This window comes from Methylococcus mesophilus, assembly GCF_026247885.1.
GTDB classification, from domain to species: domain Bacteria; phylum Pseudomonadota; class Gammaproteobacteria; order Methylococcales; family Methylococcaceae; genus Methylococcus; species Methylococcus mesophilus.
The window spans coordinates 1,118,374-1,140,735 of sequence record NZ_CP110921.1 but is presented as its reverse complement, the minus strand read 5'-3'; the positions used below and the strand labels follow the sequence as shown (position 1 = coordinate 1,140,735).

Annotated in this window: 22 protein-coding genes; 17 read left to right on the top strand and 5 right to left on the bottom strand. The window is 65.0% G+C overall.

Annotated features, from left to right (window positions below):
- Nucleotide 1: 1 nt before the first annotated feature.
- The 3 genes from rlmD (at nt 2) to OOT43_RS05115 (ending at nt 3,277) form a co-directional block, all read left to right on the top strand.
- Nucleotides 2-1,333 (top strand): 23S rRNA (uracil(1939)-C(5))-methyltransferase RlmD, encoded by a 1,332-nt coding sequence (rlmD, locus tag OOT43_RS05125; RefSeq protein ID WP_266023693.1) that lies wholly within the window; start codon nt 2-4, stop codon nt 1,331-1,333.
- A 14-nt stretch (nt 1,334-1,347) separates the two neighbouring features.
- Nucleotides 1,348-2,853: a hypothetical protein gene (locus tag OOT43_RS05120; protein ID WP_266023692.1), complete on the top strand. Its 1,506-nt coding sequence runs from the start codon at nt 1,348-1,350 to the stop codon at nt 2,851-2,853.
- A 181-nt stretch (nt 2,854-3,034) separates the two neighbouring features.
- On the top strand, nt 3,035-3,277 hold the full coding sequence (locus OOT43_RS05115; RefSeq protein ID WP_266023691.1) for a hypothetical protein: 243 nt from the start codon (nt 3,035-3,037) through the stop codon (nt 3,275-3,277).
- A 113-nt stretch (nt 3,278-3,390) separates the two neighbouring features.
- Here the strand turns inward: OOT43_RS05115 and OOT43_RS05110 are convergent, their stop codons facing one another.
- The 4 genes from OOT43_RS05110 to OOT43_RS05095 form a co-directional block, all read right to left on the bottom strand.
- The gene (locus tag OOT43_RS05110; protein WP_266023690.1) at nt 3,391-4,920 is read right to left on the bottom strand and encodes an AAA family ATPase; all 1,530 of its coding nucleotides are present in this window, start codon (nt 4,918-4,920) and stop codon (nt 3,391-3,393) included.
- A 195-nt stretch (nt 4,921-5,115) separates the two neighbouring features.
- On the bottom strand, nt 5,116-5,502 hold the full coding sequence (locus OOT43_RS05105) for a cupin domain-containing protein (RefSeq protein ID WP_266023689.1): 387 nt from the start codon (nt 5,500-5,502) through the stop codon (nt 5,116-5,118).
- A 91-nt stretch (nt 5,503-5,593) separates the two neighbouring features.
- Nucleotides 5,594-6,172, bottom strand: coding sequence for a beta-class carbonic anhydrase (locus OOT43_RS05100; protein ID WP_266023687.1), 579 nt, complete (start codon nt 6,170-6,172; stop codon nt 5,594-5,596).
- A 37-nt stretch (nt 6,173-6,209) separates the two neighbouring features.
- Complete coding sequence (locus OOT43_RS05095) at nt 6,210-7,160, bottom strand: DUF938 domain-containing protein (protein ID WP_266023685.1); 951 nt, start codon at nt 7,158-7,160, stop codon at nt 6,210-6,212.
- Here OOT43_RS05095 and OOT43_RS05090 point away from each other — a divergent pair.
- From OOT43_RS05090 to OOT43_RS05045, 10 genes are all read left to right on the top strand, one after another.
- A complete protein-coding gene (locus tag OOT43_RS05090; RefSeq protein WP_266023684.1) occupies nt 7,159-8,724 on the top strand; it encodes a sigma 54-interacting transcriptional regulator in 1,566 nt (521 codons plus the stop codon). The two genes, OOT43_RS05095 and OOT43_RS05090, sit on opposite strands and share 2 nt — an antisense overlap.
- Before the next feature lie 193 nt (nt 8,725-8,917).
- Nucleotides 8,918-9,190, top strand: coding sequence for a phosphopantetheine-binding protein (locus OOT43_RS05085; protein WP_266023683.1), 273 nt, complete (start codon nt 8,918-8,920; stop codon nt 9,188-9,190).
- Complete coding sequence (locus OOT43_RS05080; protein ID WP_266023682.1) at nt 9,190-9,864, top strand: COG4648 family protein; 675 nt, start codon at nt 9,190-9,192, stop codon at nt 9,862-9,864. Before OOT43_RS05085 ends, OOT43_RS05080 begins: the two co-directional genes overlap by 1 nt.
- Nucleotides 9,865-9,884: 20 nt before the next feature.
- Nucleotides 9,885-11,216 carry an AMP-binding protein gene (locus OOT43_RS05075; protein WP_266023681.1) on the top strand — a complete coding sequence of 444 codons (1,332 nt, stop codon included), beginning with the start codon at nt 9,885-9,887 and terminating at the stop codon, nt 11,214-11,216.
- Nucleotides 11,213-11,518, top strand: a complete 306-nt coding sequence (locus OOT43_RS05070; RefSeq protein WP_266023680.1) for a hypothetical protein — start codon at nt 11,213-11,215, stop codon at nt 11,516-11,518. Before OOT43_RS05075 ends, OOT43_RS05070 begins: the two co-directional genes overlap by 4 nt.
- Nucleotides 11,515-12,462, top strand: a complete 948-nt coding sequence (locus OOT43_RS05065; protein WP_266023679.1) for an LpxL/LpxP family acyltransferase — start codon at nt 11,515-11,517, stop codon at nt 12,460-12,462. Before OOT43_RS05070 ends, OOT43_RS05065 begins: the two co-directional genes overlap by 4 nt.
- Before the next feature lie 5 nt (nt 12,463-12,467).
- Nucleotides 12,468-13,049 carry a LolA-related protein gene (locus tag OOT43_RS05060; protein WP_266023678.1) on the top strand — a complete coding sequence of 194 codons (582 nt, stop codon included), beginning with the start codon at nt 12,468-12,470 and terminating at the stop codon, nt 13,047-13,049.
- The gene (locus OOT43_RS05055) at nt 13,046-15,418 is read left to right on the top strand and encodes an MMPL family transporter (RefSeq protein WP_266023676.1); all 2,373 of its coding nucleotides are present in this window, start codon (nt 13,046-13,048) and stop codon (nt 15,416-15,418) included. Before OOT43_RS05060 ends, OOT43_RS05055 begins: the two co-directional genes overlap by 4 nt.
- Nucleotides 15,415-16,227: a polysaccharide deacetylase family protein gene (locus OOT43_RS05050; RefSeq protein WP_266023675.1), complete on the top strand. Its 813-nt coding sequence runs from the start codon at nt 15,415-15,417 to the stop codon at nt 16,225-16,227. Before OOT43_RS05055 ends, OOT43_RS05050 begins: the two co-directional genes overlap by 4 nt.
- Entirely contained in the window at nt 16,224-16,949 is a 726-nt protein-coding gene (locus OOT43_RS05045) for a class I SAM-dependent methyltransferase (protein WP_266023674.1), read from the top strand. The genes OOT43_RS05050 and OOT43_RS05045 overlap by 4 nt, the downstream gene beginning before the upstream one ends.
- Here OOT43_RS05045 and OOT43_RS05040 read toward each other — a convergent pair.
- On the bottom strand, nt 16,903-18,765 hold the full coding sequence (locus OOT43_RS05040; protein ID WP_266023673.1) for a hypothetical protein: 1,863 nt from the start codon (nt 18,763-18,765) through the stop codon (nt 16,903-16,905). The two genes, OOT43_RS05045 and OOT43_RS05040, sit on opposite strands and share 47 nt — an antisense overlap.
- A 183-nt stretch (nt 18,766-18,948) precedes the next feature.
- Here OOT43_RS05040 and OOT43_RS05035 point away from each other — a divergent pair, with 183 nt between their 5' ends.
- From OOT43_RS05035 to fabG, 4 genes are read left to right on the top strand one after another with little or no spacing between them, the layout of a single operon-like run.
- Complete coding sequence (locus OOT43_RS05035) at nt 18,949-20,139, top strand: beta-ketoacyl-[acyl-carrier-protein] synthase family protein (RefSeq protein ID WP_266023672.1); 1,191 nt, start codon at nt 18,949-18,951, stop codon at nt 20,137-20,139.
- Nucleotides 20,136-20,942 carry a beta-ketoacyl synthase chain length factor gene (locus tag OOT43_RS05030; RefSeq protein ID WP_266023671.1) on the top strand — a complete coding sequence of 269 codons (807 nt, stop codon included), beginning with the start codon at nt 20,136-20,138 and terminating at the stop codon, nt 20,940-20,942. Before OOT43_RS05035 ends, OOT43_RS05030 begins: the two co-directional genes overlap by 4 nt.
- Nucleotides 20,933-21,394 (top strand): hotdog family protein, encoded by a 462-nt coding sequence (locus OOT43_RS05025; protein WP_266023670.1) that lies wholly within the window; start codon nt 20,933-20,935, stop codon nt 21,392-21,394. Before OOT43_RS05030 ends, OOT43_RS05025 begins: the two co-directional genes overlap by 10 nt.
- The gene (gene fabG / locus OOT43_RS05020) at nt 21,391-22,110 is read left to right on the top strand and encodes a 3-oxoacyl-ACP reductase FabG (protein WP_266023669.1); all 720 of its coding nucleotides are present in this window, start codon (nt 21,391-21,393) and stop codon (nt 22,108-22,110) included. The genes OOT43_RS05025 and fabG overlap by 4 nt, the downstream gene beginning before the upstream one ends.
- The last annotated feature ends 252 nt before the right edge of the window (nt 22,111-22,362 follow it).

Genomic DNA, 22,362 nt, shown 5'->3' with positions numbered 1-22,362 from the left:
GATGGGTTATCGAGGTAAAAAAAAGCCGCTGCCGGTCGAGCCGATCGCTGCGCACATCGAATCCTTCGCTCACGACGGCAAGGGGATCGCCCACGTCGACGGGCGGGTGGTGTTCGTCGACGGCGCCTTGCCGGGCGAGAATGTCACCTTCGTTTACACCGAAATCAAGCGGGACTACGCCGCCGGGCGGGTGGAGGATATCGTCACGGCCTCGCCCGATCGCGTGCCGGCGCGATGCCAACATTTCGCCCTTTGCGGCGGCTGCAGCCTGCAATATCTGTCCGAGGACGCTCAGATCGCCCTGAAGGAGGATCTGCTGCTGGAGCAGTTCCGCCGCATCGGCAAGGTGGAGCCGGCGGCCCAGTTTCCGCCGCTGCGGGGGCCGCACTGGGGCTATCGTAGCCGGGCCAGGCTCGGGGCGCGCTATGTCGCCAAGAAGGGCAGGGAGCTGGTGGGGTTCCGCGAAAAATCCACGGCCTTGATCGTCGACATGCAGGCTTGCCCGGTGCTGCATCCCGCCTTGGGCGAGCGCATTCGAGCTTTCGCCGAGCTGATCGAAGGTCTTTCGCTGCGGGAACGGCTGCCGCAGATCGAGGCGGCCGTGGGCGAGGAGCGCACCGCGCTGGTGTTCCGGGTGCTGGAAGATCCGACGCCCGAGGATTTCGCCAGGCTGGCGCAGTTCGGCAAGGACCATGGCCTGGACGTCTACGTTCAGCGCCAAGGGCGCGACTCGGTCGCGCCGGTCTATCCGGAGACCGCGCATGACCTGAGCTACAGCCTGCCGGAATGGGACGTGACCTTCCGCTTCGGTCCCCTGGATTTCACCCAGGTCAACATGGCGATCAATCGCCAGATGATCGACCGGGTCATGCAGGTGCTCGATCCGCAGCCGAACGAGCGCGTGCTCGACCTGTTCTGCGGCCTGGGGAACTTCACTCTGCCGCTGGCACGCCGCGCCGCCCACGTCACTGGGGTGGAAGGCGGCGCGGAGTCGGTCGCGAGGGCGATCCGGAACGCGGCGGACAACGGTATCGGCAACGTCGAATTCCACGTCGCCGACCTGTCCAAGCCGGAACGCTGCGGCCCTTGGGCCGAGCGGGAGTACGACAAGGTGCTGCTCGATCCGTCCCGCGCCGGCGCCCAGGAAATTTTGCAGTGCGTGCCAAAGTGGAAAGCCGGGCGCATCGTCTACGTGTCCTGCAATCCTTCCACCCTGGCGCGGGATGCGGGCATCCTGGTCCACGAACACGGTTACCGTCTGCTCCAGGCCGGCGTGATGGACATGTTCCCGCACACCGCCCACGTCGAATCCATCGCTCTGTTCGAGCGCTGAATCGGGATTTCACTATGAAAAGACTGCTACTCGCGTTGGCCGCCGCGCCCGGACTCGCCCTGGCCATCCCCGCCACTCCGGTGATGACGCTGTACCAGTTCAACGGGCCGCTCGAACTTCCGTACTACGACGCCGACGCTTTCCTGCGCAACGGCCCCGCGTCGCCAGCCGGGACGCTGAGCCAGGGCAGTTCGGTCATCCCTTGCCTGGTTCTGAAAAACGGCCAGCCGCTGACCGATGCCAGCGGCACGCCGTATGTGGGTTTCAAGTTCGTCGTGGATTCCCGCACCGCCACTCCCGCCTCATTGGAGAAATTCAAGCAGGCCGTGGCGGAGCGCAAGGCCATGGCCGTCGCCAATCATCATTGCGATGGCTCGGTCCGGCACGTGATCGACGTCCGCAAGCTTTACCCGATGGAAAAAGCGCCATTCTTCGACCCGCCGCCGGCTCCGGCGGGCCGGCCGGCCAGGCCGGACCAGGGCGAGCTGGACCGGATCGTGAAGGCGTTCCACGACTCGCCCCAATGCGAAAGCGCCAATGGCGACCTGACCGGCCGCCGGTCCGCCCTGGACCGCGCCTGGGATCAGTTCTCGCGGGCCAACCCCGGCCATTGGCCAGCGCGGGCGCTGGAGCAGGCCAGGCATCTCGACTACGTCATGCGCACCGCCCTGTTCGAAGGGCACCTGGAGCGCGGATGCAACGCCTACGGTGCCTGCGAACGCAACATCATCGCCCTGTCCATCCGCAACCGCGGCAAGGACGGCTGCACCAGCGGCCAGGGCTGCGGCGGGCCGGGGGATTTCGAGGGGGTGGCGTCGAAGCCCTCGCAATACAACATCTGGGACGAATACCTAACCCAGGTCACGGGCCTCACGGCCTGCTTCCTGCGCCAGGATTTGAGCCATGCCGAGCGCTACGCCAAGCTGCAGGCCATGTACGAGCAAAGTCTCCCGGACGTGCAGCGCATCCTGTTCGGCGACGATGCGGACCTTCGGGAAATCTTTCCCGGCGCCGCCCTCACGGATCTGAAGAGCCTCAAGCACTACTACCACGCTCCGGCCATGGGCAAATGCTTCCCCGGCCACACTCGGGCGGAGTACATATCGGGTGCCGTCGCAAGGAAGGGGACCGATTTCGCGCTCATCGCCAATACCCGGATTCAGCTGGAGGAGCGCGCCGACGGCGGCTATTTCTTCCAGGACTTCATCGTGACCCAGCAGGACGACCGGGACGAGATCAGGATCGTCGACAACTACCCCGGTTTCGTCATCGACGCCCGCAAGATCGATCTCAAGCCCACCGCCCGCTGCGTGCCCTACGGCATCCCAGCCGGCTGCGAAACCGGCGACGTTGGGCGCTACCGTACCACGCCGGCGTGGCTGACCTCGGGCAAATCGCTGGAGCTGCGCTGCCATCTCAAGGATCGCGGAGAAAACTGCCAGGCGCCTGCGGTCGACAAAACCGTCGGCGTCGGCGGGAGATGCGATACACAGATGCGGCCGGTGGCTGGGGTGAAGTGATTTCCCGCCAGTATGCTTGCCGGTAATGCGACATTGCCGGCATTGCGACAATGGATCGTCCGGCCGGTCGCTCCCAGTGAACATGTAACCGTATGGTTTATAAGTCCTTTCTGAGAGGTCGCCTCATGGTTCGGATCTTGCTGCCCCTAGCGCGAGAACATTTTCCATCAGAGGACCGATCATGGCGGTAGCACCTGGCTTTTTCGTGGATTGGAACGGCAACGCGCGTCGCACCGAAGACGCTGGCGGGGATTTCGTGGTCGACGTCGACACCGCCGCGAGATACGTTGCGCTTTACACCCGGAATGGCACCTTGATGCACGAGGCGACGTTCTATAAGACCTTGGAAGACATGGAGAAAAAGGGCATCAAAGCGCCCTTGGTGGATGGCTCTACGCCTTGGGGGATGAAAAACGAGTGGTGAATCCCGGCATCCTTCCGGGCGCCGAAGGCGGCCAACGGGGACACCGACCAGGATTGGATCGCCTTAAGAGGACGACCCAATCCTTGCAGCGGTAAACGGAGACCGTTCCCGGCTCAGTGCGCAAACTCTGCGGGCGAGGCGCGCACGGCACGGTTGTAGGCCCAGCTCCGGATGTGGTCGACCTGCTCTTTCATGGTCTTGGACAGCGGCACGATCTTGCCGGCGGCCCGCAAGAGGTCTTCCACCGTCACGTCGCGGTTGTCCAGGTGGGCTGAGGTCAGGGCCGACACCACGCACTGCTCCACCTCGGCGCCGACCCAGCCCTTGGTGATCTTGACGAGGCGGGTGAGGTCGAACGGGCTGGTGTCGATGCCGCGGCGCTCCAAATGGATGCGGAAAATCTCGACCCGCTCGTCGTCCAGCGGCAGGTCGACGAAGAAGATTTCGTCGAAACGCCCTTTTCGCGTCATTTCCGCCGGCAGGAGGTCGATGCGGTTGGCGGTGGCGGCGACGAACAGTCCGCTGGTCTTTTCCTGCATCCAGGTCAGGAAGAAGGCGAAGATGCGCCCCTGTTCGCCGGCGGACTCGGTGGAGTTGACGCCCATCTCGATTTCGTCGAACCACACCACGGCGGGCGCGATCTGTTCCAGCATGCGGCAGGCGGCGACGAAAGCGCCTTCGGGGCTGCCGTGGCGGCCGGAGAAGATTTCGGTCATGTCGATGCGGTAAAGCGGCAGGCCGAAGGCGGAGGAGATGGCCTTGACCGAAAGGCTCTTGCCGCAACCGGAGACCCCCATGATGAGCACGCCCTTGGGCACGATCTCGGCGCTGATGCTGTCGCGGAGCTGGAACAGCTCGCGCCGTTCCGTGAGCCATTTCTTCATGATTTCCAGGCCGCCTACGTTGTCGATCTTGGTGCCGTCGGCGACGTACTGGATCATACCGGTGCGGTTCACCAGGAGCCGCTTTTCCTCGTACAGCGCGGGCAGAGAATCCGCTCCCAGACTGCCGCCCGTGGCGAGGGCGCGCCGGATGGCGTGGCGTGACTCGTCCAGGGTCAGGCCCTGCAAGGCCCGTGCGATCTGAGTCAAAGTCGCATCGTCGATGTCTGCGCTGCCGCCCAAGGCCTTGACGGCATGGACTTCGTCGCGGAGGAAGTCGATCAGTTCGGCCAGATCCGGCAGCGTCAGCTCGATATACATGATGCTGCGGCCGAGCTCCTCGGGGATATATCGGACCGGGGAGGAAATGACGACGAACTTGCCCTGGTCGAAGCAGGCGCCGTACAGGTCGCGCAGACGGCGGCGGATGTCGGCCCGCTCGCGCAGGGGCTCGTGGAAGTCCTTGAGGTGGAACAGCGCCGGTCCCTGGTGCGCAGCGATGAAGTCGAGCGCGGCCCGGGGATCGGCGGCGGAGGCGTCGACCGCGCCATCGTCGCAACGCAAGCCTTCGGTGAGGCTCCAGGTCCAGACCGGCACTTTCGTGCTGAAGAAGCGCTGCGCGGCGTCCTTCAGTAGTCTCTCGACGCGCTGTTCTTCGGACGACCGGATGTAGCTCAGCGGCCGCGCGGACTCGATGATCTCGCGCAATGCGGCGATGGAACGGCTTTCGGATTGGGTATGGGGGGTGTTTGAGGAAGTCATCGACGGTGTTTTTGCTTGATGGAGGCGCGGCACGCGGCAGGTAACGGAATGCAGCATGCCTGGGACGGAACGGCGGACTGCCGGGCCCGGCCGGCACACGCGAGGCGGTCCGGACCCTGCAAGATGATACACCAGAGCGCTTCGCCGGCGGCACAACGCCGCCGGGAGGGCTGGTTCGGAGTCGGCTTCAGTCGTTCATTTGACCGGCCCGAGCTCGAATATCACCAGTTCGGCATCGCTGCCGCCGACGTTCTCTACGGTCATGGCGCTGCCGGTTTCCCAGAACACGTCGCCCGCGCCGTATTCGCGCCTTTCGCCTGCGTCTTCCACCCGCAGCCGGCCCTGGAGCACATAGCGCGGGCCGGGGCCCTCGTGGGTGTGGAGTGGCGTCTTGTAGCCGGGCGGAAACCGGACCCGGATGAGCCTGGTATCGACCGTGTTGGCGGGGAGGGTCACGGCTTTCTGCAGCAGCAGCTGTCGGGATGCCGCAGTCGGATTGTCGGCGGCAGCCGCGGAACCGGCGCCGAAGCACGGGAGCCCCAGCAGGGGAATCAGGTGCAGATAAAAACGCCTTCTTGGCATGATTGGCCTCCGTAATGAAGAGGGAAGGCGTCCAGCCATGGAATGTCCGAAGCCGGACCCGTTGGAATCCGGCTGTCGACGCCGCCTCAGACTAGGCGGCTGCGCCTGCCGCAGTGGCCTCCGGCACTTCCACCAGCCGGCCGGTGCGGACGTCGTAGATGTAGCCATAGATCGGGATGTCGGCGGGAACCAGGGAGTGGCGGCGAATCCGGGTGACGTCCTCCAGCACGCTTTGTTCCTGGTTCGCGATGGTCAGCCAATTGATGTACTTGCCGTCGGTGCAGCCGGGACCTTGACAGCAGTCGTGCCAGCCGCTGGCGTCGATCGACGCCGTTTTCAGACTGCTCGAGAGGAGGTCGCCCATTACGTCGTTGGTGAAGGTCTCCATGCCGCAGTCGGTGTGGTGGACCACGAACCATTCGCGGGTGCCCAGCAGTTTGTACGAAATGACCAGCGAGCGGATGGCGTCGTCACTGGCGCGCCCGCCGGCATTGCGGATGACATGGGCGTCGCCTTCGCTGAGCCCGGCATACTTGGCCGGATCGAGGCGCGCGTCCATGCAGGTCAGAATCGCGAAACGCCTGCCGGGCGGCATGGGCAAATCGCCTTTGTCGAAAGTGGATGCATAGCCTTGGTTGGCTGCCAGCACTTCGCTGAGAATCTGCGACATGGTGTCTATCTCCTCTGGTTGGTTTTTTTAAGGGGGATCAAGCCCGGCGGTATATCAAGACAAAATCATTGGAAGGCATATCGATCTCATTGTCCAGCCGCATGCCGTTCCTGCCCGCGGCGCGGTCCAGTTCGGCGACGTCTTGCAAGGACCATCGGTCGTCTCCCGACCGCAGCAGACGGTCGAATTCCTTGTCGAAAGCGGACGTTAACCTGCCGTGATCCAGGAATGGGCCGTAGATGAAAAGGAAGCCGTCGTTCGCCAGTATCCTGGATGTGCATTCCATGATCCCGTCGGCGATGGAAACCGGCGCGACCTGAACGGTATTGATGTAATAGATGGCGTGGAATTCTTCACCATCCGGCCAGGTGTGAGGCTGCGCCAGGTCCAGCCGGCGCGGCCGGGCGACGTTGCCGAGGCCGCTTTGCCTGGTTCGCTCTTCGATATGGGTCAGCAGTTGCTCGTCACTGTCGGACGGATGGAAGGTGATGTGGCTGAAATGCTGCGCAAAATGGTGCGCATGTATCCCGCTGCCCGCAGCGAATTCCAGCACATGGCATTTTTCCCGCGGGAGGGCGCCTTTCAGCACCTCAAGGATGGGATCGCCGTTCCGGTTGCCGCACCAAGCCGCATAAGGGCTGGGCGGAAGCGGATCGAGCGGTGGTCTCTCCATGTACATTCTCGGGACTTCTCCAACGGTTGACGACGAACGATTTTGAGCGGCGCAGGTAGGCCATCCAACGCGCCCGGGTGCGCGCGTGAGCTTCATAGCAGGGCCTATGCCAAGCCCGGGCGCAAATAAAATCATTCGCTTACGAACTGTTGTGGTGTCTTGAACTGAAGTTGAGTTTCTATGGCTGAAATTGATTTTCACATCCATGCCGGACGTGTAAGCTTTACGCCGCTCCGGGGGGAGATGCTTTGCGTCGTCGTAGATTGCGGAACGTTGGCGTTCCAGGGCGGTCTTACGGTTTTTCAGTTCATCCATGCAAGGCACGAACTTTTCCGATCTGACCCCCGTCGGGTTCCTGCAGACTTTCGTCCTGGAATTGATGCACGTCTGCGAGGAGGCCGGACTGGCTCCTGCGGAGCGCCTGATCGACCGGATTGCGCGCAGCGCGGGCCTGTTTTTCGAGGAGGCTTTCCGGGAGGAGTACGCGGTGGAGGGGGCTATGGAACCTGAGCGCTACGCGGAGCTGATCGTGGGGCTGAAAAACCGCATCGGCGGCCAGTTTTCGCTGGCTTCACGGGAAGCCGGTTACATTCGCTTGGTGAACCAGCGCTGCCCTTTCGGCGAAGGCGTCAAGAACTCTCCGCAACTGTGCCGGATGACTTCCAGTGTGTTCGGCGGGATCGCGGCGCGGAATTTCGGCTATGCCAAAGTGACGCTGGCCAGTCGCATTGCCTTGGGCGATGCCTGCTGCGAAGTGCACGTCCACCTGGACCCCCAGGCAGCCAAGACGGTGGAGGGGGTCGAGTACCTCGCGCCGCCGGCATCGGGCGGCGACCGCCGGGCCATGGACGAGTTGCAGGCACGCATCGACGAGCAGATGCACCGGATCTGGTGCCAGATGAATGCACACCGCCGATCTCGCGGGTCGATCCGGCCCCCGACCATCGTCGCCAAGTCGCCGGCCATGCAGGGGGTGTTGCAGGCGATCGAAACGGTCGCCCCGACGCCGGCCACGGTGCTGATCCATGGTGAGACCGGCGTCGGCAAGGAACTGGTGGCCCGGGCCATCCACGCCATGAGCGAGCGCTGCCAACAGTCCTTTATCGCGGTCAACTGCGGCGCGATTCCGGAAGGGATCGTCGAGAGCGTATTGTTCGGCCACGAGAAGGGCGCCTTCACCGGAGCGGTCGAAGTTCACCGCGGTTATTTCGAGCGGGCCGATGGCGGCACGCTGTTCCTGGACGAGGTGGATGCGCTGACGCCGGCCATCCAGACCCGCCTTCTGCGGGTCATCCAGGAAGGCGAAATGGAGCGCGTCGGCGGGCACAAAACGCTGATGGTGGATACCCGCATCATTTCCGCCACCAATTGTGACCTCGAAAAGGCCGTTGCGGAAGGCCGGTTCCGTCAGGATCTGTACTACAGGCTCAACGTGGTCAGGATCGCGATTCCGCCGTTGCGCCAGCGCCCGGATGATCTGCCTCACCTGGTTGGACTGATACTCGGGCGCTTGAGCAGCCGTTACGGGAAGTCGGTGAATTCGGTGAGTCCGGAGGTCATGGGCAGGCTGCTCGCCTACACCTGGCCCGGAAACGTGCGTGAACTGGAAAATACCCTGGAAAAGGCCGTGCTGTTCGCCCAGCCGCCGGAAATCACTGAAATTCCCCTGCCGGACCTCGAACCGGCTGTGGGGAGGCAGTCCTGGAAGGAACTCCGCCGGCAGACGCTGGGCCGGCTCGAGCAATCCTATCTGGAACAGGCGCTGCGGTGCGCCAAAGGCAACGTCAATGCGGTCGCCGAATCGATGGAACTGACGCCGAGGGCGGTGTACCTGAAACTGAGCACCTACGGCATGGATCCGGCCAAATTTCGCGGCTGAAGGCGGGTTGCCGCTCCGGCGAGGAAGCGCCGGATGCGATAGGTGGTGTGGCATTACATGTGCTACGTTTGCCAGGAATACCCGCGGGCGGTGATGCCGCTGCCATGCAAAATCCCCGTAGAAACCCCTATAATTTCGACTCTTTTTGTTCAAACAGCTTATGTCTTATCCACTGAATCACGGAAAGATGGCGATGACGTTCCCGGACGAGACGCTCGAGCGCGAGGTGGCGGACCTGGTCATCTCAACCTTGAACCTGGACGTGCGCCCGGAATCGGTTGATCCCGAAGCGCCGTTGTATCGCGAGGGGCTCGGCCTGGACTCGATCGACATCCTGGAGATCGCATTGGTCGTTTCCAAACGGTACGGGTTCCAGCTGAGGGCGGACAATGAGGACAACGTCCGTATTTTCGGCTCGCTGCGCAGCCTTTCCCAACACATCGCGGTCAACCGCGTCGAGCGTTGATGGCCCGGGCACGGCTTCCGTTCTCCTGGATCGTCGCCGGTATCGCTCTGGCGGCGTATGCCGCAGTCAATCATTACGTCACGGCCGTTCATCCGGGCAGCTCGCTGGCGGCGTGGCTCCCCCTTGCTCCGGTTGCGATCGCGGCGGCGGCTGTCGCCTGGCGGTCACGCTGGCGCTACCCGTTGCTCGGCGGCGGCGCCGGCCTGCTGACGCTGATTTGGCTGGCTCCGGACCGGCTGGCGCCGGGCGACAAGGTGCTCTACGCCTATCTTGCCGAGCACGTCGGCATCAACCTGCTGCTGGGCTGGGGATTCGGAAGCACCCTCCTGGCGGGGCGTGAGGCGTTGTGTACCCGGCTGGCGCGCTCGGTCCATGGCGCACTGCCGCCCGAGGTGGAGCGGTATTCGCGTGCCGTGACGGTGGCTTGGACGGCATTTTTCGCCGGCGTCGCGGCGGTTTCCCTCTTGCTGTTTTTCTCGGCTTCCGTCGACGCCTGGTCGATTTTCGCCAATTTCGTGAACCTGCCGCTGGCGGTGGCAATGTTCGTGGTGGAATACCGCGTCCGTTTGCGGGTGCTCCCGGATTTCCCACATGCCTCGATCCTGACCGGTTTCCGCTCGTTCACGGCACCGCCCAAGCCCGGCGCGGCTGTCGTAGAACCGGGACAGGGATGAATTCCTGCGGACGCGGGGGCATGGCTGATTTTCCGCTGCTGACGCATCCTTTCTTGGACGGTGCCGTTGCCTACCCGAAGGGGCGCACGGCGACGGTCCGAGAATTTCTCGGCGAGGCCGCGGCCCTGGCCGGATCGCTGCCGGAGCAGCCCTATCTGCTGAACGATTGCGCGGACCGTTACCGGTTCGCCGTGGTCTTTGCCGCAGCTTTGTTGCGCCGCCAGGTCAGCCTGCTGCCGCCGACCTTGACGCCGGAGACGGTGCGGCAGCTGGCTGCTTCGTTTCCCGGACTCTACTGTCTGACCGACGATCCGGCCCGCGAGATCGATCTGCCCATCCGGCTCTATCCGGATGACTTGGCCCCCCAGGAGGTGGAACGGGTTCCGGTCCTGGACGCCGGCCAGATCGCGGCGATCGGCCTCACCTCGGGTTCCACTGGTACGCCTGTGCCGCATGCCAAGACCTGGGGGAGCCTGGTGCGTAGCGCCCGCGCCGAGGGTGAACGGCTCGGAATCGTGCAAGGCCGCCACACCGTGCTCGGCACGGTGCCGGCTCAGCACATGTACGGATTCGAATCCACGGTGCTGCTGCCGCTCCAAAACGGTGCTGCGTTTTCCGCCGCGCGCCCCTTCTATCCGGCAGACGTGTGCGCGGAAATCGCGCGGTTGCCGGGCGCCGCCGTCCTGGTCACCACGCCTTTCCACCTGCGGGCGCTGCTGAATGTCGATGGGGAGTTGCCCCACATCGACCTGCTGATTTCGGCCACCGCGCCGCTGGCGCCGCAGTTCGCCCAGGCCGCCGAAGCCCGTTTTGGCGCGCCGCTGCTGGAAATTTACGGTTGCACCGAGGCCGGCCAGCTCGCGACCCGGCGTTCCGTCGAGGGGCCGGAATGGAAGGCGTTTCCGGGGATATCCGTTTTCCGGGCGAAGGACGGTTTCCGTGTGCGCGGTGGTCACGTGGCCGGCGAAGTGCGGCTCGACGACGTGTTGGAGCTGAGGTCGCCGCAGCGCTTCGTCTGGCTGGGACGTTCCGGCGACATGGTCAACATCGCGGGCAAACGCACCTCCCTGGCGTATCTGAATCACCAGATCGCTTCGATTCCCGGTGTCGCGGACGCGGTGTTCGTCATGCCGGACGAGGACTCTCCCGGGGCCGTGACCCGACTGACGGCCTATGCCGTTGCGCCGGACCTGACCCATGCAGGCCTGATGCAGGCCCTTCGGCAGCGGCTCGATCCCGCCTTCCTTCCGCGCCCTTTGCATCTGGTTGCCAGCCTTCCGCGCAATGCCACGGGGAAACTGCCCCGAAAGGCGCTGGATGCGTTGTCGGACAGCTTGAGAGAGGCCTCGTGAGCGCCGCTGCGGGTACCGTCGGGTTCCGGATTCCGGCAGACCATCCGGCCTGCGACGGCCACTTTCCGGGGTTTCCGGTAGTGCCTGGCGCAGTCTTGCTGGATGAAATCCTGAGTCGGCTCGAACCGGTGCTGGCGATCGATCTTTACGGCTGCCGCCTGTCGGCCGCGAAGTTCCCGGCCCCGCTCCCGCCCGGCAGCGAGGTGTCGCTGGATTACCGGCTGGACGAACGGGGTGCGGTCCAGTTCTGTCTCGCCTCCAACGGCCGCACCGTCGCCAGCGGAACCCTGGTCCCCCGATGAACGATCCATCCTCGCCGCGCGGGCTGGGCGCTGCCCCGCACTGGGCGGAGCGGCCCGAGCGCAGCAACATGTTCTTCCTGCGGATCATGGCCTGGATTTCGCTGCGCCTGGGACGGCGCGCCGGGCGCTTGGTTCTCCATCTCATCGTGGTCTATTTCCTGCTGTTCGCGCCCAGCGCCCATCGGGCGTCACGGAACTTTCTGCGCCGGGTGCTGGGATGTGCTCCGGGTCTGGCTGACTGCTACCGCCATTTCTTCCGCTTTGCGTCGACCATCCACGACCGCGTGTATCTGCTGAACGGCCAATTCAGCCGTTTCGACATCCGCATCGTCGGTGAGGAAGCGATGGAGCGGGTGCTGGCGGAAGGGCGGGGCGCTTTCCTGCTCGGCGCGCACTTCGGCAGTTTCGAGGTGCTGCGGGCGGTGGCCAGACAGCGTCCCGGCCTGGAGCCCGCGATGGTGATGTACGAGGAAAATGCCCGCAAGATCAACGCCATGCTGGCGGCCATCGCTCCCGGCCGCGGCGGCGAGGTCATTCCGCTGGGACGGGTGGACTCGATGCTGCGCCTGCGGGAGGCGCTGGACCGCGGCAAGATCGTCGGTATGCTGGGCGACCGCAGCTTGGGTTCCGAGCCCGCCCAGCAACTGCCGTTTCTGGGCGGGCTGGCGCGGTTCCCGACCGGCCCCCTGCGGATGGCGGCATTGATGAAGCGGCCTGTCCTGCTGATGGCCGGGATTTACCTGGGCGGCAACCGCTACGAGCTCCATTTCGAAAGGCTCGAGGACTTCTCCGACGGGACCGGCGACCGGTCCGACGTACTGGGGGCGGCCATGGCCCGCTACGTGGAACGGCTGGAATCGCTGTGCCGCACGCATCCTTACAACTGGTTCAATTTCTTCGATTTCTGGGCCGCCGGGCAGGCGCGGACCGGGCGCGCAGGTTAGGAATCATGGGATTTCGTTCGGGGGTCACCACCATCTGTTTCATGTTGAGCTGCGCCGCCACGGCGGCGCATGCCGGGCCCTGGGGCATCGTCCAGCTCATGGAGGCGCTCGCCGCCAAGCATTCCGGTCGAGCCGAGTTCGTGGAAAAGAAGTACCTCTCGGTATTGACCGAGCCGGTAGAGTCCTCCGGCGAACTGTCGTTCGCCGCGCCGGACCGGCTGGAGAAGCGGACGGTCCGACCCTTGAACGAGCGGCTGGTGCTGGAGGGCGACCGGCTCAGCCTGGAGCGGGGCAGCGAGCGCCGCAGTGTGGGACTGGATGAATACCCCGAAATCGCCGCCCTGGTGGGCAGCATCCGCTCCACGTTGATGGGCGACCGCGCCGCCCTGGAAAAAATCTATCGGTTGTCGCTCAACGGCGACGTCCGCCGATGGACGCTGCTGCTGGTGCCTTCGACACCGGCGGTGGCCGACCTGGTTGCTTACATCCGCATCGGCGGTTCGGAAGGCCTGGTCGACCGGGTCGAAATCCATCAGCCCGGCGGCGATTATTCCGTGATGTCGATCCGGGAGATGCGGCAGCGATGACCGTGACGCGGCGCTGGCCGCTCGTCGCCTGGCTCGTTTCGCTCGGCGTATTCGCCGTTGCGGTGGGCCACATGCGGCTCGCAACCGATCTGTCGGCCTTTCTGCCGAGCCGCCCGAGCGCGAGCGAGCAGTTCCTGATCGACCAGTTGAAAGAAGGGCCGGCCTCGCGGCTGGTCCTGATCGCCGTCGAAGGCGCGACCGATTCCACCCGTGTCCTCATCTCCGGGTACATGGCGGAGCGGCTCCGGCAGGATTCTGCGTTTTCGGCGGTGAGCAACGGCGCGGCGGCCGAACGCGAGCCGGAGCGCCAACTGCTGTTCCGCCAGCGTTACCTGCTGAGTCCTTCCGTGACGCCGGAGCGCTTCACGGTGGAGGGCCTGCACACGGCTGTGCGCGCCTCCATCGACCGGCTCGCCTCTTCGGCGGGATTGATGACCAAGTCCTTGCTGCCCAACGATCCGACGGGCGAACTGTTGGACATTCTCGATCGCATGGAGGCCGAAGCGCGCCCGGATTCCGCCGGCGGCGTGTGGGTGTCGCGGGACCGTCGGCGTGTGCTGCTGCTCGCCCAAATCCGCGCCGCGGGCTCGGACACGGATGCCCAGGAGCGGGCGCTCGCATCGATCCGCGCCGCGTTCGCCGTGGCTGCCGGGCAGGCGGGGGCGGCGGATGCCCGCTTGATCCTCTCGGGCCCCGCGGTTTTCACCGTGGAGGCGCGGGACCGGATCAAGGGCGAGGCGATCCGTTTGTCGGCGGTCGGCACGGTCGTGGTGGTCATCCTGCTGCTCGCCGCGTACCGCTCGCTGGCGGCGCTGGTCCTCGGCCTGGTACCGGTGGCGACCGGTGCGCTGGCCGGCATCGCGGCCGTGAGTCTGGGTTTCGGCATGGTCTACGGCATCACCCTCGGGTTTGGCGCGACGCTCATCGGCGAGGCGGTGGATTACGCCATCTACCTGTTCGTCCAGGCCGGCGAGGGACGGCGGGAGGAGGAGAGCCGGGGCTGGTTCGACCTGTACTGGCCGACCATCCGCCTGGGGGTCTTGACCTCGGTGTGCGGCGCGCTGCCTTTGGCCTTGTCCGGCTTCCCGGGTTTTTCCCAACTCGGCGTCTATTCGATCGCCGGACTGCTGGCCGCGGCGGCCGTCACCCGCTGGGTGTTGCCGGGGTTGTTGCCACGGGGTTTCCGGATTCGCGATCTCAGCCGGACGGGGGAGGTGCTGATTCGCCTCGCAGGCGGGCTGCGCCCGTTGCGGTGGCTGGTGCCGGCGGCGGCAGCGCTGGCCTGCGGGAGCCTGTGGCTGCACCGCGACAGCTTGTGGAACGAGCAGCTCAGCGCGCTCAGTCCGGTCCCGCTCGAAGCGCAGCGGCGGGACGCCGAGCTCAGGGCCGATCTGGGTGCGCCGGACGCGGGTTACCTAGTCGTGGTGGGCGGGCGGGACGCCGAATCCGCCTTGCAGGCCGCGGAGCGGGTGTCGTCGCGTCTCGCGGCACTGGCCGGGGAAGGCGTCATCGCCGGCTTCCAGAGCCCGTCCAACTATCTGCCCAGCCTCCTGACCCAAGGACTGCGGCGCGAGGCCTTGCCGGAGAATGACGTGTTGCGCGAACGCTTCGCCGCGGCGGTGGAAGGGTTGCCGGTACGTGCCGAGCGCTTCGAAAACTTCTTCGCCGACGTGAGCGCCGCCCGCGGGGCGCCGCTGCTGACCTCCGAGGACCTGCGGGGGACGCGTTTCGCGCTTGCGGTGGATTCGCTGCTGGTGCGGGGCACCCAGGGGTGGACCGCCTTGCTGCCGCTGCGCGCTCCGGTGGAAACGTCCGGGCCGGGCGTGGACGCTGCCAGAATCCGTGCCGCTTTGTCTGACGTTCCGGATGCCGTCTTCCTCGATCTGAAAGCGGAGACCGACAGCCTCTATCAGCGCTATCTGAGCGAGGCGACCCGGCTGTCCGCCGGCGGAGCCGGGGCGATCGTCCTCCTGCTGGCTTTCGCCCTGCGTTCGCCGCGGCGGGTGCTGCGGGTCTGTCTCCCGCTCGGCGCCGCGCTGGCCGTGGTGACCGCGGTGCTGGTCGCGGGCGGGCATCGGCTGACCATGCTGCATCTCATCGGGATGATGCTGGCGGTCGCGATCGGTTCCAATTATTGCCTGTTTTTCGACCGCCTCGCCCAGGCCGGCGCCATGGCCGGGACCCGGCCGGGAAGGACCCTGGTCTCGCTCACCCTGGCGAATCTCGCCACGGTGGCCGTGTTCGGCCTGCTGGCCGGTTCCACGGTGCCGGTATTGAGCGCGATCGGCATGATGGTGGCGCCGGGTACTTTCCTGGCGCTGGTGATTTCGGCGATGTATTCGAAACCGGCCGAGAGGCACGCGGCATGAAGTCAAGGCAAGCCGGGCGCTGGACGCCGTCCGTCGGCATCAAGGCGTCCGTGGGTCTCCATGCGGCCGCGGCGGGGCTGGCTCTATGGCGGCCCGAGGACTGGCCCTGGGCGCTGGGGGCGGTCGCCGTAAACCACATCCTGTTGACGGCGGCGGGGCTGTGGCCGCACAGCCGCGTGCTCGGCCCGATCATCACGCGCTTGCCGGAGGAGGCCGCGGCGCGCGGCGAGGTGGCAATCACCGTCGACGACGGGCCCGATCCGGAGGTGACGCCGCAGGTGCTGGCGATCCTGGAAGCCTACGGCGCGAAAGCCACGTTTTTCTGCATCGGCCGCAAGGTCCGGGAACACGCCGTGCTTTGCGCGGAGATCGCGGCCCGGGGCCATGCGCTCGAGAACCACAGCTACAGCCATCGCCATACGTTTTCTTTATGCGGGCAGCGCGGCTTCGAGCGCGAACTGCGTCTGGCGCAGGAGGCGCTCACCGCGGCTTCCGGAACACCGCCCCGGTTTTTCCGGGCGCCCGCCGGGTTGCGCAACCCCTTGCTCGATCCCGTCCTGGCCCGGCTGGACCTTTCGCTGGTCAGTTGGACCCGCCGCGGCTTCGACACCCGCCGCCGCCAGCCGCAACGCGTGCTGGCTTCACTGACCCGGCAACTGCGGGCCGGAGACATCCTGCTGCTGCATGACGGCAACGCCGCGCGTACAGACGGCGGCCGCGCCGTCATTCTGGAAGTGCTGCCGCCGCTCCTGGATGCCATCCGGGAGCGGCGGCTCAAACCCGTGACCCTGCGCGCCGCCTGCCCATGATCGAACCCGTCAAACGGCTGTTGGTCGAAACCGCCGCCGCGCCTTACCGCCGGGCGGGGCGTTTCGCCTGGCATTTCGCCCGTGGGAAGCTCGAGTCCGATCCGGTCTTCATTGCTTTGTTCGAACGCAATCTGCTGCCGAAGCGGGCGAGGCTGCTGGACCTGGGTTGCGGCCAGGGGCTCGTGGCCTCACTTCTGTTGGCCGCGCGCTCCCTCCATGAGGCGGGTCTCTGGCCGCCGGACTGGGCACCACCGCCACGGCTCGACGGCGTGCGGGGCGTAGAGCTGATGCCGGCCGATGTCGCCAGGGCCAGACAGGCGCTGGCGGAGCGGGCCGAAATCGTCGAGGGCGACGTACGCTTTGCCGATTTCGGCATTGCCGACGCCGTGGTGGTGCTGGACGTGCTGCATTACATGGCGTATCCGGATCAGGAAACCGTGCTGCGCCGAATTCGCAACGCTTTGACGCCTGGCGGCGTGCTGCTGCTGAGGGTAGGGGATGCGGAAGCCGGGCTGCCGTTCCTGGCGAGCTTCTGGGTCGACCGGCTGGTGACGTTCCTCCGCGGACACCGCCTCCCGGCGCTATACTGCCGCCCGTTGCGGGCTTGGCGCAGTTTGCTGGAAGACCTCGGTTTCAGCGTAGAGGCCATACCGATGAGCGAAGGAACGCCCTTTGCTAATGTATTGCTGGCGGCAAGGAAGGAAGATGTTCACCGGGCATGACGATGTTGCTTTCTCCGTGTCCCTCCGCCAATTTGCGGCAACGGCTGTTCCCCGGATTTTCCAACACCGCCGGGAAGCTCCTTGCGCCGGCGATCAGGCAGAGATTGGCAGCGGCGAGGTGCGCCACCTCGGCGTCGGGGCATGTCAAGGCGATGCGGAAACCCGAGCGCAGCCAGGCCGTATTTCCGGTCGCCGCGACCACGTCGGGACGCTCGGAAATTTCATACCCCAGGCTGTGGCAGCGCGCCGGGAGGGAAACGGCCAACTGGCCCTCCGGTGCCCAGCCGGAAATGAATATCCGATCCGCAGACACCTTTATGCCATCCACATGCCCGTTGAGCCGGAGTCCGTATCTTGGGATGGCGTTGAACTGGTAGATGCCGACGGCGTCTCCAATTTGATTTTTCCATTGCGCCAGTTCGCCATCGCCGTTCGCCGGGCGGATACGGGCGGCAGACGCGTCGAATATATAGGAGTTTTTCGGTACGTCGGAAGATTTTTCCAGCAATGCTATGGCCCGCTTTTCTGTGATCAGGTTCACTCGCTCTCCCCGTGATAAGCCGAGCCGGACGGAAGCTTCCAGCATGCCGCTCACGTTTCCCGATATGACAAAGTATCCGTCTTCCATGTTGTTGGGGATGTACAGGTTATTCTCTTTTCCCGGCATTTGCGGAAATGCGTAATACTCGGCCCACATCCGTTTGCTGCGTTCGATTTCCTGCCTCCATGGGGCTGTGGCAAGCGTCGACGAAACGCAGGTACCGGCCATCAGCAGAAGGGCGGGTTTTTGCAGGCGGGCCGGAATCATGAATCCGCTCCAGCAGAACGCTGCGCAAACGGCCCACCATACCAGGTACAAAAGCCGGTTGGGGGCGGATAAACCGGGGTTGACGGCAACCGGGACGAGCGGAAGCAGAAGGGCGGCCAGAATTCCCAGAAGGAAAAGCCATTGCCGGCCTCGCAGCCTTGCGATTCCGCTGACCGTGAAGGCGAAAGCCGCCGCGGTCAGGAAAACCGAGCCGCCGAACAGCCTGTCCGGGATCGCCGCCAAGTGCGCGAGGGCGTCGGGCGGGTGGGCTCCCAGCCCTTTCGGCCCCACCAAGCTGCCGCCAAAGGCGAGGTATCTCCATATCGCGTAACAAGCGAGTATGATCCAATGTGGCAGGGTTTTTTTCAGACGCCTTCGGCTATTTTCAGCAGGATACAGCAAGAGTACCAGCGGCAACGGAACGTAGATTTCCTTGGACGCGACGGACAATAGATAGAACATGGCCGAAGCGGCACCGGATTTACCACCATGAGGTTTTTCAGAGGATAGGAAGCACTGTATTGACAATATACAGAAAATCAGACCGTATAAATAATGGCCCGACATTTCCTCATGGCTTACATATAGGGTTGGCGCGCCTGTCAGGAACAGCGCCGTGCCCAGCAGGGACCAGTCCGGAGTCAGCCATGACCGGAGCAGGAAGTAGGTGGCGAGCGCGGTAAGCCAGAGAACGAGAACCAGGTGGAAATGATGCCAGCGGGAATCCAGCCCGAACAGCAGAATGTTGACGTCGTAAACAAGGGCATGCCACGGGCTGATGCTGCCGCCCGAAATCGCCGCGGAAGTTGGCGGATCGAAAAAATAATCGGCGGGACTCAGTCTCGCCGCCTGGACCAGTCCTCCGCCGTCATCTCTGCCGAATCCCATCCACAGGGCGTCGCCATGTATTGCGAAAGTCAGGGCGAGCAGCATGAGCGCCACGGCCAACCGGACCCGGCTGGTGTCCCGGCGTGGTGATATTGGGCTTTTTTCAAATGTCGTAGCCATTCTAATCCTGCTTTGATATGCCGGATCGGTTCGATATGGATAAATACTGAAAATTATGGCATATAATATGCCGATGTTCATTCGAAGCGGTTTGAGATGAGTTGGTATGACGGGTGTTTCATCCCGGTTTCGCCCCGTTCGTCCAGGCACATGAATTTTGCAGTTATTCCCTAATTGGTTGTCGTGGTTCCAATTCTTATTTCAGCATTCACCGTCACCAGTTCCCTGGGATGCGGACAGGAGTCCACATTTCACGCTCTGACGAACGGTGAATGCGGGCTGATACCCTGCCGCTTCGAAACCGTCGCCCTGAATACCTTCGTCGGCGAAGCGGCGGGAGTCGACCAGGTCGTCATTCCTCCCGGTTTGTCCGCGTTCGATTGCCGCAACAACCGTCTGGCCCTGCTCGGCCTGAAACAGGACGGTTTCGCGGACGCGGTGCGGGAGGCGGTTGGGCGGTTCGGGACGCGCCGCGTCGGCGTGTTCATCGGTACCAGCACCTCCGGCATGCTGGAGACGGAGCTGGCCTACCGCCGGCGCGATCCGGACAGCGGCGCATTACCGGCGGATTTCGACTACGGCGGGACCCACAACTGTTTTTCGGCCGGCGCTTTCGTGCGCGACTATTTCGGCATTGAGGGTCCGGCGGTGGTGGTGTCTTCCGCCTGCTCGTCCAGCGCCAAGGTCTTCGGCAATGCCGCCCGCATGATTCATGCGGGGCTGATCGACGCGGCCGTGGTCGGCGGCGTCGACTCGCTGTGCCTGACCACGCTGTACGGGTTCAATTCGCTGGAACTGCTTTCGCCCCGGCCCTGCCGGCCTTTCGACGCCCGCCGCGACGGCATCTCGATCGGGGAGGCGGCGGCTTTCGCCCTGCTGCAACGGACGCCGGACGACGCCGGACCCGAGGCCCTGTATCTGCTCGGCATCGGTGAGAGCAGCGATGCTTATCATATGTCGGCACCGCATCCGGAAGGGCTGGGCGCAAAAGCGGCGATCGGCGCGGCATTGGCATCGGCCGGCCTGTCGCCGGCGCAGATCGGCTACGTCAATCTGCACGGCACCGGCACCCGCGCCAACGACGCGGCGGAGGCCTTGGCCGTGCAGGCGGTCTTCGGCAATGCGGTGGCGTGCAGTTCCACCAAGGGCTCGACCGGCCACACCCTGGGGGCGGCTGGGGCCGTCGAGGCTGTCATCAGCCTCTTGGCGGTGCGGCACGGGTTCATGCCCGCGGGAGTGAATACGGGGATATTGGAGCGGGGATTTGGGCTGGACTATGTCCGTTTCTGCCGCCATGCGCGTCTGGAGGCTGTGCTGTCGAATTCGTTCGGATTCGGCGGCTCCAACTGTTCGCTGGTGTTCGGACGGCCATGACCCTACTTCAGTGCCATATCGAGGGCGTGGGCGCAATCGGCCCCGGTTTCGCCAGCCCTGAAGAATTCCGGAGGCTGATCGAGACGGGCCGGGCCGATCCCTCGGCGCTGACCCCGGTGCCGCCGCCGGCCTGTCTGCCGGCGGCGGAGCGGCGGCGCGCCGGGACGCCGATCAAGCTCGCCCTGGCCGCAGGGTTGCAGGCGCTGGAGGCTTCCAGCCGCGATCCCAGGTCGCTCTCGACGGTATTCGCCTCCTCCGGCGGGGATGGAGATAACTGCCACAATATCTGCGAGGCCTTGGCTTCCGACGACCGGCAGATTTCCCCCACGCGGTTTCACAACTCGGTACACAACGCCCCTTCCGGCTACTGGGGCATCGCCCTCGGCGCCACGGCGACCTCGACCAGCCTGTGCGCGTTCGACGCCAGCTTCGGTGCGGGGCTCCTCGAATCGATGGTGCAGCTCGTCCACGACCGCCAGCCGTGTCTGCTCATCGCTTACGACGTGCCGTATCCCTACCCCCTCAACCGGGTTCGGGAAATCGGCGGGGCCATGGGTTTGGCGCTGGCGCTGGCGCTGGCGCCCGAGCCCACGGCCCGGAGCCTGGCGCGGCTGACGCTGAATCTGGGCGAGGGGCGTTGCAGCGAACTGCCGGAAGCCGGTCTGGAAGCCATGCGGCGCAGCATTCCCGCCGGGCGCGGGCTGCCCTTGCTGCGGGCTTTAGTGCTTTCGGAACCGTGCCGTCTCGTCATCGATTATCTCGATCCGCTGCGGCTGGAACTGGAGCTTGTGCCATGCCGCTAGACCGCGACTGGATCGCGCAGCGAATCCCGCACGCCGGTGCGATGTGTCTGCTGGACCGCGTGCTGGCCTGGGATACCGACCGGCTGCGCTGCCTGGCCACCAGCCACCTCCGCCCGGACAACCCGCTCCGCTCGGATGGCCGGTTGTCGGCGGTCTGCGGGATCGAATATGCGGCCCAGGCTACCGCCGTGCATGGCGCATTGCGCGCGGACGGACACGAAGAAGCGCCGCGCAGCGGCTTCCTGGTCAGCGTGCGCAATGTCGAATTCAAAGTACGCCGGCTGGACACGCTGGGCGGCGATCTCGTGGTCGAGGCGGAACGCCTCACCGGCGAGGGCAACGATGCGCTCTATCAATTCCGTCTGCTGGCGTCGGATGGCCGTGAGCTGCTGACCGGGCGGCTGGCGGTGCGGCTGGACGCGGAAGCGGGTAAAGGAGGAGCGAAACCATGAGGCAGGCCCTGGTCAGTGGCGGCAGCGGTGGTATCGGCGCGGCGATCTGCCGGAGGTTAGCGCTCGATGGCTTGCACGTCTGGGTGCATTACCACGGCAATCGGGAGTCCGCGGAGCAGGTCGTGGATGCCATCCGTGCCGGCAGCGGCAGTGCGGAGGCGATCGGTTTCGATGTTTGCGACGCGGCGGCGGCCGCCACGGCCATCGAGACGATGTGCGCCGAACGGCCCATCCAGGTGCTGGTGAACAATGCCGGCATCCACGACGACGCCGTCTTTCCCGCCATGCGGGCCGAACAATGGCACCGGGTCATCGACGTCTCGCTGAACGGCTTCTTCAACCTCACCCAGCCACTGGTCATGCCGATGATCCGCGAGCGCTGGGGCCGGATCGTCAACATCTCCTCGGTGGCGGCGCTGACCGGCAACCGCGGCCAGGTCAACTATTCCGCCGCCAAGGGCGCGTTGCACTCTGCGACTAAGTCGCTGGCGCTGGAACTGGCCAGCCGGGGCGTGACCGTCAACGCCGTGGCGCCGGGCATCATCGAAACCGGCATGGCGGAAGGCGCGTTCGACCGGGCTGCCGTCGAACGGCTGGTGCCCATGAAGCGGGCCGGCCGGCCGGAAGAGGTGGCCGATCTGGTGGCGTTTCTGGTCTCCGAACGGGCCGCCTATATCACTGGGCAGATCATTTCCATCAACGGTGGGATCATTTAAGCGGCCCTGTTGCGGCCGGCTGCCGTTGGCGATTTCGGCGCGTACGGGTCCGGCCAGCTTCCTCTCCCTGGGATCGGGATGCCGGAATCCGATCCGGCATGACGGCAGTCGTTCCTGCCGGGATGCGGCGACTAGCCGCATGAGCCCAGGCCGGGCAGGTACCGGCTTGATGGCGCCCGAAATATCCGGGGTGTATTTACGGGCCTGATGATAAGCCGGTCGAGCCTGCTCATTTCTGGTTTAATCCGCAAT